The sequence below is a fragment of the Rhodococcus sp. BP-261 genome (assembly GCF_019835205.1).
Classification (GTDB): Bacteria; Actinomycetota; Actinomycetes; order Mycobacteriales; family Mycobacteriaceae; genus Rhodococcoides; species Rhodococcoides kyotonensis_B.
In genome coordinates this window covers 77,031-89,167 of sequence record NZ_JABUCO010000001.1, presented here as the reverse complement: position 1 = coordinate 89,167, position 12,137 = coordinate 77,031, and the positions used below count along the sequence as shown (strand labels likewise).

Genomic DNA, 12,137 nt, shown 5'->3' with positions numbered 1-12,137 from the left:
GACAACCTCCCGATCAGGCCGCGGGTGCGGCGCGTCGGATCGTGGCCAGGAACGACGCCGCGACGAAGAACAACCCGGCGAACGTGCGGTTGACGCCGACCTGCTGACGACGCGACCGCATCACGCGCAGCACGCGTGAGGCCAGCGACGTGTAACCCGTCATCACCAGCATGTCGACGGCGACCATCGTCGCGGCGATGACGAGGTACTGCGGCAGCAGGGGACTCGACGGATCGAGGAACTGGGGGAGCACCGCGAGCATGAACACGACGGCTTTCGGGTTGCTCGCGTTGACGAGGAACCCGCGCACGAGCATCGTGACACCACGATCGGCGACGGGCGTCGCGCCGTCGATCTCGGTGGGGGCCGCGCGCCACTGGCGAATGCCGAGGTAGACGAGGTAGGCGACGCCGAACCATTTGATGACGGTGAACGCGAGGGCCGAGTTGGCGAGAACCGCGCCGAGACCGACGGCGACGATGGCGATCTGCAGGAGCAGCCCGATCTGCAGGCCGAAGATGTTCCAGTATCCGCGTCGGAGTCCGTGGCGAAGGCCGGTCGACATCGACGCGATCGCTCCTGCGCCGGGGGAGAGACTGATGACGACGCTCGCGCCGAGGAAAGCCAGCCACACATGCCAGGTCATCGCCCTATTGAACTATGTGTGTGCCGTGCCGGTCGAATCGCCCGAGAGTGAAGTTCTCCGCGCCGGGGTACGTGTGGAGACATGGTTTCGATACGCACGATCGACAGAGGCGACCGCGTCGTGGCTCGCCAGGTGGACGTCAACGCGTCGGCCGAAGAACTGTTCGCGAAGGTGGCGAACCCGCACCGGCATGGAGAGCTCGATGGATCCGGAACCGTGAAGGACACGGTGAACGGCCCCGATCGGCTGAGTCGTGGCGCGAAGTTCTCGGTCGGCATGAAGCAGTACGGGGTGCCCTACAAGATCACGAGCACGGTGACGGATTTCGTCGACGAGAGCACCTCGAAGGTCGTCGAGTGGCGACACCCCATGGGCCACACGTGGCGGTGGGAGTTCGACGAGAAACAGCCCGGCGTCACCACCGTGACGGAGTCGTTCCAGTACGGCACCGCGAAGGCGCCGAAGGTGCTGGAAATCTTCAAGATGCCGCAGCAGAACGCCAAGGGAATCAGTTCGACCCTGGAGAAGCTGGCGCGGCAGTACGCCTGAAAGACGGTGCGGTGAACCGGCGGTGACGGATTCGTCTCGAAATCCGTTCCCGTCGGTTTCGCCCTTTTTCGGTGATACTGTTCGCCGCACCAACCAGTGGACCCGGTTGCAGGATGTGGCGGAAGGGATTCATGTGAACACCAGGCGAGCCATCGCGACGTGTACCGCAGCACTTCTGTGTGTGCTCACTCCCTCGATCGCCGGAGTGAGCTCCGCTGCTGCCGAGGACCTTCCGGTCGCTGCCGCGTCGTCCGCCGACGGGTCGTACATCACCTCCGCGACGCGCATCGACGACCGTCAGCTGAAGCTCGAGATCTACTCCGCCGCGATGGACCGCACGATCCCTGTCCAGGTCATGACACCGGCCGACGGCTCGGTGTCCCGGCCGGTGCTTTATCTGCTCAACGGCGCAGGCGGCGGCGAGGACTCGGCGTCCTGGCAGTCGCAGACCGACAGCGTGCAGTTTTTCCAGGACAAGAATGCCTTCGTCGTCACTCCGCAGGAAGGCAAGTGGTCGTACTACACGGACTGGATCGCCGACGACCCGGTTCTCGGCCGCAACAAGTGGCAGACCTTCATCGGCGAGGAGCTGCCGCCGCTGATCGACGCGCAGTTCGACACCAACGGTGTTCAGTCCATCGCCGCACTGTCGATGTCGGGTACCTCCGTGCTGAACCTGGCGATCGCCTACCCCGGCCAGTACCGCGGCGTCGCGGCGTACAGCGGCTGCGCTCAGACGTCGGACCCGCTCTCGCAGCAGTTCGTCAAGCTCGTGGTGGAGACGTACGGCGGCGGCAACGTCGAGAACATGTGGGGTCCGCTCGACGGACCGGTGTGGCGCGAGAACGACCCGATCCTGCACGCCGAGCAGCTGCGCGGCACCGAGATCTACATGAGCACCGGTACCGGCCTTCCCGGCATCCCGCACGACACCCCACTGAACCCGCGCTTTGCCGAGGGCAAGGCCCGGTTGTTCCCCGACCAGCTGATCGTCGGCGGCGGAATCGAAGCCGTCGTCAACTTCTGCACGTCGAACATGGCCAAGGAGCTCTACCGCCTCGGCATCCCGGCCCAGGTCGACTTCCGTCCCGTCGGCACGCACTCGTGGGGTTACTGGCAGGACGACCTGCACGCGTCGTGGCCGATGCTCGCGCGCTCGATGGGAATCTGAGGGGCCGCCGGGATCTAGACTTTTCGGCATGGCAATCGTTCCCGACACGAAGAACTGGACCTGGGTCCTCGAGCGGCAGTGTCCCGACTGCGGGTTCTTCGCCGGCGACGTCTCGTTTCGCGACATCCCCGTATCGATCAGAGCCGACGTCGACGCCTGGGCGGACGTCCTGTCGTCCCCACACGTCGCACAGCGACCGGACGAGCAGACCTGGTCGCGACTGGAGTACGGCGCGCACGTCCGCGACGTCCACCGGAAGTTTCTGACGCGCCTCGATCTGGTGCGTACCGAGGACGACCCTCTGTTCGAGAACTGGGACCAGGACGCGACGGCGATCGAGGACGACTACAACGCGCAGGACCCGGCCACGGTGGCGATCGAACTCGCCGACGCGGCACGCGCCCTCGCCGACGCGTTCGACGCGGTGCCGGATGCCGATCTGTCGCGAACCGGTCGGCGGAGTGACGGCGCGCGGTTCACCATCCGGACACTGGCGCAGTACTACATCCACGACCCGGTCCATCATCTGTGGGACGTGCGGCGATAGCCGAAAATCACGCGAACTATCCTTGAGTTACACCATACGACTTTCCGAAGGGGTCACTATGCCTGCCCGCATCGAGCTCGCCCGCGTGGATCTACGCGGCCGAACTCCATCCACCGCCGAACTACGCGGCGCTCTCCCACGAGGCGGAGTGGATGTCGACGCGGTGCTGCATCATGTTCGCCCGGTCGTCGACGAGGTTCGCGATCGTGGTGTCGACGCGGCCCTCGAGTACAGCGAGCAGTTCGACGGTGTTCGCCCCGATCGGGTGCGGGTGCCGGCCGAGGCGCTGGTCAAGGCGCTCGACGAGCTCGATCCTGCGGTGCGTGAGGCGCTGGAGGTCGCGATCACGCGTACCCGCGTCGTGCATGCAGATCAGCGCCGGACGGACACGACGACCGAGGTCGTCCCCGGGGGCACTGTGACCGAGCGATGGATTCCCGTCGACCGCGTCGGGCTGTACGTGCCCGGTGGTAACGCCGTCTACCCGTCGTCGGTGGTCATGAACGTCGTGCCCGCGCAGACCGCGGGCGTCGGCTCGCTCGTCGTCGCGTCGCCTCCGCAGGCGGAGTTCGGCGGTCTGCCGCACCCGACGATCCTTGCCGCCGCGCAGCTGTTAGGTGTCGACGAGGTGTGGGCTGTCGGCGGTGGCCAGGGCGTCGCTCTGCTGACCTACGGAGGCACCGACACCGACGGCGCCGAGCTGGCCCCGGTGGACCTGATCACCGGCCCCGGCAACATCTACGTCACTGCCGCGAAGCGGTTGTGCCGCGGCGTGGTCGGTATCGACGCCGAGGCGGGCCCGACGGAGATCGCGATCCTGGCCGACGCGTCGGCCGATCCGGTGCACGTGGCAGCGGACATGATCAGCCAAGCCGAGCACGACGTCATGGCAGCCAGTGTGCTCGTGACCACAAGCACCGAACTTGCGGACGCGGTCGACGCGGCGTTGTCGGCCCAGCTGGAATTCACCAAGCATGCCGAGCGAGTGACGACGGCGCTCTCGGGTGAGCAGTCGGGCATCGTGCTGGTCGACGGCATCAATCAGGGGTTGCGCGTCGTCGACGCCTATGCCGCCGAACACCTCGAGATTCAGACCGAGGACGCGTCGGCGGTGGCTGCTCGGGTACGAAGCGCCGGAGCGGTGTTCGTCGGCGCCTGGTCGCCCGTCAGTCTCGGTGACTACTGCGCAGGGTCCAATCACGTGCTGCCGACCGCCGGGTGCGCACGGCACTCGTCGGGGCTCAGCGTGCAGACCTTCTTGCGCGGCATTCACGTCGTCGACTATTCGGAAGCGGCCCTGAAAGATGTTGCAGGTCACGTGATCGCCCTGGCGAACGCCGAGGACCTGCCCGCCCACGGCGAAGCCGTCCGCCTCCGATTCGAAGGACTGACCTCGTGAGTTCCGTTGCCGGCCGGTCTGTTTCGCTCGACGACCTGCCGATCCGAGACAGCTTGCGCGGTAAGTCCGCATACGGTGCGCCGCAGCTGACGGTTCCGGTACAGCTCAACACGAACGAGAACCCGCACCCGCCGACGCAGGCACTCGTCGACGATGTCGCCGAGTCGGTGCGCGTCGCCGCGACTCAGTTGCACCGGTACCCGGATAGAGACGCCGTCGAATTGCGCACTGCGCTGGCCGACTACCTGACGGGACAGACCGGATTCGCCGTCGACGTCGCCAACGTGTGGGCGGCCAACGGCTCCAACGAGATTCTGCAGCAGCTGCTGCAGGCATTCGGTGGACCGGGACGCTCGTCGCTCGGTTTCGTGCCGTCGTACTCGATGCACCCGATCATCTCGTCGGGCACCCAGACCGAGTGGATCGAGGCGATGCGTCGCGACGACTTCTCGCTCGACGTCGACTACGCGGTCTCGGCGATCGAGGCGCGTCAGCCCGACGTCGTGTTCGTGACGAGCCCCAACAACCCGACCGGCCACAGCATCGCCGAGTCCGACCTGCGACGAATTCTCGATGCGGCGGGCGGAATCGTCATCGTGGACGAGGCGTACGCCGAGTTCTCGTCGCTGCGCAGCGCGATCGGGCTGATCGACGACTACCCGACCAAACTCGTCGTGAGCCGCACGATGAGCAAGGCGTTCGCGTTCGCGGGCGGGAGGCTCGGCTACCTCGTGGCAGCTCCTGCCGTCGTCGACGCGATGTTGTTGGTGCGCTTGCCGTATCACCTGTCGGTCGTCACTCAGGCCGCCGCACTCGCGGCGCTGCGGCACGCGTCGGAGACGCTCGGTAGCGTCGCGCAGCTGTCGTCCGAGCGTGACCGCGTGATGGCAGCATTGACGAGCTACGGTTTCGACGTCGTACCGAGCGACGCCAATTTCGTTCTGTTCGGCCGGTTCTCGAACGCTGCTGCCACCTGGAAGCGCTACCTCGACGAGGGTGTGTTGATCCGCGACGTCGGCATCCCTGGGTATCTGCGCACCACCATCGGACTCGACACCGAGAACGACCGGTTCCTCGACGTCAGTGCACAACTGGTTCGAGACGAACTCGCCACGACCACAACGCAACCGGAGGCCAGCCGATGACCACGGCAGCATCACCCAGGATCGCCCGCATCGAGCGCGCGACCAAGGAATCCGACATCACCGTCGAACTGAACCTCGACGGCACGGGCACGGTCGACATCTCGACGGGTGTCGCGTTCTTCGACCACATGCTGACGGCGCTGGGTACGCACGCTCGGTTCGATCTCACCGTGCACGCGAAGGGCGACGTCGAGATCGATGCACACCACACCGTCGAGGACACCGCCATCGTTCTGGGTCAGGCGCTCGGACAGGCGCTCGGCGACAAGTCGGGTATCACCCGCTTCGGCGACGCGTTCATTCCGATGGACGAGACGCAGGTCCACGCATCCGTCGACGTCTCGGGTCGTCCGTACTGCGTGCACACCGGCGAGCCGGACTACCTCGTGCACTCGGTCATCGGCGGTTACCCGGGCGTGCCGTACTCGACGGTCATCAACCGGCACGTGTTCGAGTCGCTCGCGATGAATGCCCGTATCGCACTGCACGTTCGAGTTCTCTACGGTCGCGATCCGCACCACATCACCGAGGCGGAGTTCAAGGCCGTCGCGCGTGCGCTGCGCCAAGCCGTCGAATTCGATCCTCGGGTCAGCGGGATTCCGTCGACCAAGGGAAGTCTGTGACGTCCGCTTGACGTCGCTGCTGTCCATTCGCGGTCTGCCCGCCGCGATGGCGATGGGTGCCGCCGCGTTCGGGGGATGGGGCCTTCTGCTTCCCGTCGTTCCGTTGGCCGTATCCGTCGCAGGCGGCTCCGACGCCGCGGCGGGCGCGAGTACCGCGATCTTCATGGCGACGACGGTCGTGACCCAGCTGTTCGTGCCGCGCATGTTGGCTCGATTCGGTCACCGTCTCGTCTTGGCGGCCGGGTGCATCTTCCTCGGTGCGCCCGCGGCGTCGTTCGCGCTGTCGGTGGACGTGATTCCTGCGCTGAGTGTGTCGGCGGTGCGAGGCATCGGGTTCGGCATGTTGACCGTTGCGGCATCGGCGCTCGTGGCAGAACTGGCGCCTCCGTCGCAACTCGGTCGTGCGACCGGCGCGCAGGGCATAGCCGTCGCGCTGTCCCAAGCCGTGACGCTTCCTGCCGGGTTGGCGTTGTTCGCGGTGTCTCCGACTTCGGTGTTCCTGATCGGCGCAGCGGTTCCGCTGCTCGGACTCGTGGCCATCGTGTTTCTGCCCCCGATTCGCCCTGTGGTGCCCGCACGCGGCGAGCCGCAGACACCGAGTCGCGGATTCGGACGGCTGCTGATCCCGTGTCTCGCCATCGCGGCCGCGTCGGCGTCGTTCGGCGGGCTGTCGAGTCTGCTGCCGATCGCGGAACCGGGGCGCGAGTCGATGATCGGCATCGCGCTGTCGGTCGTCAGTGTTGCGATGCTCGTCGGACGCTACGGTGCCGGCGTGATCGCCGACCACATCGGAATCGGTTGGGCACTGGCACCAGCCCTGGCGCTCGTCGGCGGCGGTGTCGCGGTGTTCGCGTTCGCCGTGTTCGAGACCAACCCAGCGGTCGTGTTCATGGCCGCGGCGGTGCTGTTCGGACTCGGGTACGGCGCGACGCAGAACGACAGCTTGGTGATGGCGTTCGACGCCGCGGGCCGCGAGCGCTACAGCCAGGCCAGCGCCGCCTGGAACATCGGATTCGACGCAGGCACCGGCGCGGGCGCGATGACGCTGGGCCTTGTCGTCGGAACAACCGGCTACACCGGCGGATTCGCGATGGTCGCCGTGGTCGCGTTCCTGATGGCCGTGGTGGTGGCGACGTCGCGACGAATGCAGGCGGATAGACTCGGGCCATGAAATCTGTGGCCCTGCTCGACTACGGCTCGGGCAATCTTCACTCGGCCAAGCGCGCACTCGACCGCGTCGGAGCGGACGTCGAGGTGACGAACGACCCCAAGGCCGCTCTGGCTGCGGACGGTCTCGTCGTTCCCGGCGTCGGCGCGTTCGCGGCGTGCATGGAAGGTCTCCTCGGGGTCAAGGGAGACCGCATCATCGGCCAGCGCCTCGCAGGCGGCCGTCCCGTGCTCGGCATCTGCGTCGGGATGCAGATCATGTTCGAGAGGGGCGTCGAATTCGGCGTGGAGGCCGACGGCTGCGGCGAGTGGCCCGGCACCGTCGAACGGTTGGCCGCACCGGTGCTTCCGCACATGGGCTGGAACACCGTCCGCGCGCCGGAGAAGAGCGTTCTGTTCGACGGTATCGACGCCGACACCCGGTTCTACTTCGTGCACTCCTACGCGGTGCAGAAGTGGACGATGGATGTCGGTGACACCATCGCAGCTCCGCTGTTGACGTGGGCAGACCACGGCGGCGACTTCCTGGCCGCCGTCGAGAACGGCCCGTTGTCCGCTACCCAATTCCACCCGGAGAAGTCCGGTGACGCAGGCGCGGCGCTGCTGAAGAACTGGGTCGACTCGTTGTGATCGGTACGACGGGATGAGCGAGCGAGAGTTCTCGTTCGGGCGCCTCGTGGTCGCCTCTCTCGGCAGTGCCGCTCTCGCGCTGTTGCTCACCACCGTCGTCGTCGCAGTGGTTCGACCTGGTCCGGGCTGGGGTCTGGTGATCGTCGCGATCGGTATCGCCGCGGCCATCACCTCGATGGGCGTCGTCTCCACACGCATGACGCGTCGTGGACTCGGCGAGGACGAGTGACCCAGCAGCTCGATTGTCGGATGCGGGCAGTAGCATGAACGCACGTGAGCCTGGTCTTATTGCCTGCTGTCGACGTCGCAGGCGGCGAAGCTGTCCGTCTCGTTCAGGGAGAGGCGGGGAGCGAAACGAAGTACGGATCCCCGCGTGACGCCGCGCTGGCGTGGCAGAACGACGGCGCCGAGTGGGTGCATCTCGTCGACCTCGACGCAGCATTCGGTCGTGGCTCCAACCGTGAACTGCTGGCCGACGTGGTCGGTGAGCTGGACGTCAAGGTCGAGCTGTCCGGCGGCATCCGCGACGACGAATCGCTGCGCGCAGCGCTCGCAACCGGTTGTGCGCGAGTCAATCTGGGCACCGCCGCGATCGAGAACCCGGAATGGTGCGCGCGTGCGATCGGCGAGTTCGGCGACCGCATCGCGGTCGGCCTCGACGTGCGTATCGAGGACGGCATCCCGCGCGTCAAGGGACGCGGGTGGGTCAGCGACGGTGGGGATCTCTGGGAGATTCTCGAACGGCTCGAGCGCGACGGATGTTCGCGGTACGTCGTGACCGACGTGTCCAAGGACGGCACCTTGACGGGGCCGAACCTCGACCTGCTGAGTCAGGTGTGCGCCAAGACCGACAAGCCTGTCGTCGCATCCGGTGGTGTCTCGACGATCGACGATCTCCGTGCCATCGCCACCCTCGTCGATCAAGGAGTCGAGGGTTCCATCGTCGGAAAGGCCCTCTACGCCGGCCGGTTCACCCTTCCCGACGCGCTCGCCGCGGTGTCCGGGTAGCCGCACATGAGTCTGCCCGAGGATCCGCAGCGCCTGCTGGACATCGCCAGTGGGTTGCTCGACGGCGTGCACGAGCGATTCGTCGCGGGCGTCGGTGCGCCGAGTGCCGTGCAGAAGGGCCCGGACGACTTCGCGACGGCCGTCGACCTCGAACTGGAGAAGCGGCTGACGTCGGAGCTGTTCGAGCACACCGGAATCGAAGTGCACGGCGAAGAATTCGGTGGTCCCGACCTGCACGGCGATCCGGTGTGGGTGCTCGACCCGATCGACGGCACGTTCAACTATTCGGCCGGTCTGCCCTCCGCAGGCACCTTGCTCGCATTGCTCGACGGCGGCGTCCCGGTGCTGGCGTTGACGTGGCTTCCACTGGTACGTCAGCGATTCACGGCCATCGCGGGCGGGCCGTTGAGGCTCGACGGTGAGGCAGTGCCGCGGCTCGAACACCGCGCGCTCGGGGACTCGATGATCGGGTTCGGCGCATTCAACATCGCGAGTCGTGGACGTATCCCCGGCCTCTACCGCGTGCGCATACTCGAAGAACTGTCGAAGGTGTCTTCTCGCCTGCGTATGCACGGCGCCACCGGGGTGGACCTCGCGTACACCGCGAGCGGTGTCCTCGGCGGCTGTGTCGTGTTCGGTCATCGCGCGTGGGACAACGCCGCAGGCGCCCTGATGGTGCAGGCGGCAGGCGGTGTCGTCACCGACCTCGCGGGTGCCCCGTGGACCGTCGACTCCACCTCGGTGTTGGCCGGATCGCCCGGGGTGCACGAAGAACTGTCGAAGGTCGTCGCCTCGCTCGGCGATCCGAAAGATTTCCTGGAAGGACGTGTTCGATGAGCGTCGCAGTACGTGTCATCCCGTGCCTCGACGTGGATGCCGGCCGAGTGGTCAAGGGCGTCAACTTCGAAAACCTGCGCGACGCAGGCGATCCCGTCGAGCTCGCCCGTGCGTACGACGCGCAGGGGGCCGACGAGCTGACGTTCCTCGACGTCACCGCGTCGACCGCCGCACGAGGCACGATGCTCGACGTCGTCAGTCGAACCGCGGAACAGGTCTTCATTCCTCTGACCGTCGGCGGGGGAGTGCGCACGGTCGACGACGTCGACAAGCTGCTGCGTGCCGGCGCCGACAAGGTGAGCGTGAACACCGCAGCCATCGCGAGACCCGAACTCCTGCGTGAATTGAGCGAACGCTTCGGTTCGCAGTGCATCGTGCTGTCCGTCGATGCCCGAACGGTTCCGGACGGCCAGGAAGACACGCCGTCGGGGTGGGAAGTGACCACTCACGGCGGCAAGCGCGGCACCGGAATCGACGCCGTCGAGTGGGCCGTGCGCGGCGCCGAGCTCGGGGTCGGTGAAATTCTCCTCAACTCGATGGACGCCGACGGCACGAAGGCAGGCTTCGACCTCCCGATGATCACTGCAGTCCGATCCGCCGTCCACGTTCCCGTCATCGCGAGTGGTGGTGCGGGTGCCGTCGAACACTTTCCGCCTGCCGTCACCGCGGGAGCCGACGCCGTCCTCGCGGCGAGCGTCTTCCACTTCGGCGATCTGACCATCCCACAGGTCAAGGACGCGATGCGCGTCGACGGCATCGTCGTACGCTGACAGTCCACGGCAACTCGAAAGGTAGAGCGAGAGCATGAGTCTGGACCCGGCCATTGCCGCCCGGCTGAAGCGCAACGACGCCGGGCTGTTCAGCGCCGTCGCGCAGGAGCGCAGCACCGGCAACGTACTCATGGTCGCCTGGATGGACGACGAGGCACTGGCCCGCACACTCGAGACGCGTCGGGGAACGTACTATTCGCGGTCGCGGAAGCAGTACTGGGTCAAAGGCGAGACTTCGGGGCACACCCAGTACGTCCACGAGGTGCGCCTCGACTGCGACGGTGACACCGTGCTTCTCGTCGTCGACCAGGTCGGCGCGGCTTGCCACACCGGAACGCACACTTGCTTCGATTCGGACGTTCTGCTGGGCTGAGCCCTCGTTCGCGGACCGAGGGCGTCCCATGGTCACTCCGAGTGACCGAATGTCACCTTCGGTCGGGTCTGGTCGCGGCGCGGTCGGGACCGAGGGCGTCCCGTGGTCACTCGGAGTGACCGAAAGTCACCTTCGGTCGGGAAAGGGAAGGGAAAACCGGGGCAGACCGTCAGGCCTTCCCCGTCCCCTCCGCGATGCCCTTGTCCAGCTGCTCGAGCATGACGGCGCTGAGCGAGGCCAGCTGTTCGACGTGATCGGGCCCGAGGCCCTCGAAAAGCAGCGCCTGCACGGTGTTGACGTGGCTCGGCGCGGCGCCGACGACCTTCTCCATGCCTGCGTCGGTCAGCACCGCATACGAACCCCGACTGCCTTCGATGCTTTCGCGTCGAACCCATCCGGCCTTCTCGAGTTTCGTGACGACGTGAGACAGCCGCGACAGCGAGGCGTTCGCGATCTTGGCGAGATCACGGAGCTGGATGCGCCGGTCGGCGTGTTCGGACAGGCTAGACAGCACGAAGTAGTCGAAGTGAGTCAGACCGGAGTCGCGCTGCAGCTGGGTGTCCAGCGCTGCGGGTAGTCGGGTGACGATGGCTACCAACGATCGCCACGCGGCTTGCTGGCTGTCGCTGAGCCAGCGAGCTTCGACCTCGGTCGTCGACTTGTCCATCGCGGTGAGCCCTCCTGATCGAACGCAGACACTGTGTTGTGCTCAGTCACAGTGTTCCACTCGATTGAAGCTTCACACACACGCCGTACGGAACTACCGCGTCGATCGACTCCGCAGGAACTCGAGCGCATGATCGGCGTGCGCCTCGAACCGGAATTCGCTGCTGAAGGCTTCGAGGACGGTGCGGTCGGTGTCGATCACGAACGTCGCCCGCTTGACCGGTGACAACTTCCCGAGCAACCCGCGCTTGACGCCGAACGCCGTGGCCACGGCACCGTCGGAGTCGGACAGCAGCGGGTAGTCGAACCCCTTGTCCGCGGCGAAGTCCGACTGCTTGGCGACGGCGTCGGTGCTGATTCCGACCCGAGTCGCGCCCACTTCGGCGAACTCGGCTGCCAGATCTCGGAAGTGACATGCCTCGGCGGTGCAGCCGGGGGTGAAGGCGGCGGGATAGAAGAACAGGACGACCGGGCCGTTCCGCAACAGCCCGTCGAGGGACTGCGGGGTGCCCGTCTGGTCGGGAAGCGTGAAGTCCGGGACGCTGTCACCTGGTTTCATGCCACGCAGGCTACCGCGCGACACGGCGTGCGTGCGGCACCTGGGAT

The 12,137-nt window shown here is 66.5% G+C and carries 16 protein-coding genes; 13 read left to right on the top strand and 3 right to left on the bottom strand.

Annotated elements, in window-relative coordinates; genetic code table 11:
- Nucleotides 1–13: 13 nt before the first annotated feature.
- Entirely contained in the window at nucleotides 14–646 is a 633-nt protein-coding gene (rhtB, locus tag HQ354_RS00405; RefSeq protein ID WP_068420760.1) for a homoserine/homoserine lactone efflux protein, read from the bottom strand.
- Between the two features lie 81 nt (nucleotides 647–727).
- Between rhtB and HQ354_RS00400 the strand changes: the two genes are divergently transcribed.
- The 13 genes from HQ354_RS00400 to hisI all read left to right on the top strand — a co-directional run bounded on the left by HQ354_RS00400 (nucleotide 728) and on the right by hisI (nucleotide 10,865).
- Nucleotides 728–1,195 (top strand): SRPBCC family protein, encoded by a 468-nt coding sequence (locus HQ354_RS00400; protein ID WP_068420761.1) that lies wholly within the window; start codon nucleotides 728–730, stop codon nucleotides 1,193–1,195.
- Between the two features lie 133 nt (nucleotides 1,196–1,328).
- Nucleotides 1,329–2,366 (top strand): alpha/beta hydrolase, encoded by a 1,038-nt coding sequence (locus HQ354_RS00395; protein ID WP_371828774.1) that lies wholly within the window; start codon nucleotides 1,329–1,331, stop codon nucleotides 2,364–2,366.
- A gap of 28 nt (nucleotides 2,367–2,394) precedes the next feature.
- The gene (locus HQ354_RS00390) at nucleotides 2,395–2,913 is read left to right on the top strand and encodes a DinB family protein (RefSeq protein WP_222633976.1); all 519 of its coding nucleotides are present in this window, start codon (nucleotides 2,395–2,397) and stop codon (nucleotides 2,911–2,913) included.
- 58 nt (nucleotides 2,914–2,971) lie between these two features.
- Nucleotides 2,972–4,312 (top strand): histidinol dehydrogenase, encoded by a 1,341-nt coding sequence (gene hisD / locus HQ354_RS00385; RefSeq protein ID WP_222633975.1) that lies wholly within the window; start codon nucleotides 2,972–2,974, stop codon nucleotides 4,310–4,312.
- Nucleotides 4,309–5,457, top strand: a complete 1,149-nt coding sequence (locus HQ354_RS00380; protein WP_114330612.1) for a histidinol-phosphate transaminase — start codon at nucleotides 4,309–4,311, stop codon at nucleotides 5,455–5,457. Before hisD ends, HQ354_RS00380 begins: the two co-directional genes overlap by 4 nt.
- The gene (hisB, locus tag HQ354_RS00375; protein WP_068420769.1) at nucleotides 5,454–6,080 is read left to right on the top strand and encodes an imidazoleglycerol-phosphate dehydratase HisB; all 627 of its coding nucleotides are present in this window, start codon (nucleotides 5,454–5,456) and stop codon (nucleotides 6,078–6,080) included. The genes HQ354_RS00380 and hisB overlap by 4 nt, the downstream gene beginning before the upstream one ends.
- Nucleotides 6,081–6,126: 46 nt before the next feature.
- The gene (locus tag HQ354_RS00370; RefSeq protein ID WP_222634080.1) at nucleotides 6,127–7,251 is read left to right on the top strand and encodes an MFS transporter; all 1,125 of its coding nucleotides are present in this window, start codon (nucleotides 6,127–6,129) and stop codon (nucleotides 7,249–7,251) included.
- Nucleotides 7,248–7,877, top strand: coding sequence for an imidazole glycerol phosphate synthase subunit HisH (hisH, locus tag HQ354_RS00365; protein ID WP_068420771.1), 630 nt, complete (start codon nucleotides 7,248–7,250; stop codon nucleotides 7,875–7,877). Before HQ354_RS00370 ends, hisH begins: the two co-directional genes overlap by 4 nt.
- A 13-nt stretch (nucleotides 7,878–7,890) precedes the next feature.
- Nucleotides 7,891–8,106 (top strand): hypothetical protein, encoded by a 216-nt coding sequence (locus HQ354_RS00360; protein ID WP_222633974.1) that lies wholly within the window; start codon nucleotides 7,891–7,893, stop codon nucleotides 8,104–8,106.
- Between the two features lie 44 nt (nucleotides 8,107–8,150).
- Nucleotides 8,151–8,885 (top strand): bifunctional 1-(5-phosphoribosyl)-5-((5-phosphoribosylamino)methylideneamino)imidazole-4-carboxamide isomerase/phosphoribosylanthranilate isomerase PriA, encoded by a 735-nt coding sequence (gene priA, locus HQ354_RS00355; protein ID WP_068420775.1) that lies wholly within the window; start codon nucleotides 8,151–8,153, stop codon nucleotides 8,883–8,885.
- Between the two features lie 6 nt (nucleotides 8,886–8,891).
- A complete protein-coding gene (locus HQ354_RS00350) occupies nucleotides 8,892–9,722 on the top strand; it encodes an inositol monophosphatase (RefSeq protein ID WP_222633973.1) in 831 nt (276 codons plus the stop codon).
- Nucleotides 9,719–10,492, top strand: a complete 774-nt coding sequence (hisF, locus tag HQ354_RS00345; RefSeq protein ID WP_068420779.1) for an imidazole glycerol phosphate synthase subunit HisF — start codon at nucleotides 9,719–9,721, stop codon at nucleotides 10,490–10,492. Before HQ354_RS00350 ends, hisF begins: the two co-directional genes overlap by 4 nt.
- 34 nt (nucleotides 10,493–10,526) lie before the next feature.
- Nucleotides 10,527–10,865: a phosphoribosyl-AMP cyclohydrolase gene (gene hisI / locus HQ354_RS00340; RefSeq protein ID WP_068420782.1), complete on the top strand. Its 339-nt coding sequence runs from the start codon at nucleotides 10,527–10,529 to the stop codon at nucleotides 10,863–10,865.
- Between the two features lie 169 nt (nucleotides 10,866–11,034).
- Here hisI and HQ354_RS00335 read toward each other — a convergent pair whose 3' ends face one another.
- Together HQ354_RS00335 and HQ354_RS00330 are read right to left on the bottom strand one after the other, a co-directional pair.
- Nucleotides 11,035–11,532 (bottom strand): MarR family winged helix-turn-helix transcriptional regulator, encoded by a 498-nt coding sequence (locus HQ354_RS00335; protein WP_068420784.1) that lies wholly within the window; start codon nucleotides 11,530–11,532, stop codon nucleotides 11,035–11,037.
- Nucleotides 11,533–11,625: 93 nt separating this feature from the next.
- Nucleotides 11,626–12,090 (bottom strand): peroxiredoxin, encoded by a 465-nt coding sequence (locus HQ354_RS00330; RefSeq protein ID WP_068420785.1) that lies wholly within the window; start codon nucleotides 12,088–12,090, stop codon nucleotides 11,626–11,628.
- Nucleotides 12,091–12,137: the final 47 nt, after the last annotated feature.

Excerpts from the sequence above, each read along its gene's own strand:
- HQ354_RS00370 (WP_222634080.1), top strand. The coding sequence starts at position 6,127 with ATGGCGATGGGTGCCGCCGCGTTCGGGGGATGGGGCCTTCTGCTTCCC.
- hisH (WP_068420771.1), top strand. The coding sequence starts at position 7,248 with ATGAAATCTGTGGCCCTGCTCGACTACGGCTCGGGCAATCTTCACTCG.
- HQ354_RS00400 (WP_068420761.1), top strand. The coding sequence starts at position 728 with ATGGTTTCGATACGCACGATCGACAGAGGCGACCGCGTCGTGGCTCGC.
- hisF (WP_068420779.1), top strand. The coding sequence starts at position 9,719 with ATGAGCGTCGCAGTACGTGTCATCCCGTGCCTCGACGTGGATGCCGGC.
- HQ354_RS00360 (WP_222633974.1), top strand. The coding sequence starts at position 7,891 with ATGAGCGAGCGAGAGTTCTCGTTCGGGCGCCTCGTGGTCGCCTCTCTC.
- HQ354_RS00335 (WP_068420784.1), bottom strand. The coding sequence starts at position 11,532 with ATGGACAAGTCGACGACCGAGGTCGAAGCTCGCTGGCTCAGCGACAGC.
- HQ354_RS00350 (WP_222633973.1), top strand. The coding sequence starts at position 8,892 with ATGAGTCTGCCCGAGGATCCGCAGCGCCTGCTGGACATCGCCAGTGGG.
- rhtB (WP_068420760.1), bottom strand. The coding sequence starts at position 646 with ATGACCTGGCATGTGTGGCTGGCTTTCCTCGGCGCGAGCGTCGTCATC.
- hisB (WP_068420769.1), top strand. The coding sequence starts at position 5,454 with ATGACCACGGCAGCATCACCCAGGATCGCCCGCATCGAGCGCGCGACC.
- hisI (WP_068420782.1), top strand. The coding sequence starts at position 10,527 with ATGAGTCTGGACCCGGCCATTGCCGCCCGGCTGAAGCGCAACGACGCC.
- HQ354_RS00330 (WP_068420785.1), bottom strand. The coding sequence starts at position 12,090 with ATGAAACCAGGTGACAGCGTCCCGGACTTCACGCTTCCCGACCAGACG.
- hisD (WP_222633975.1), top strand. The coding sequence starts at position 2,972 with ATGCCTGCCCGCATCGAGCTCGCCCGCGTGGATCTACGCGGCCGAACT.
- HQ354_RS00390 (WP_222633976.1), top strand. The coding sequence starts at position 2,395 with ATGGCAATCGTTCCCGACACGAAGAACTGGACCTGGGTCCTCGAGCGG.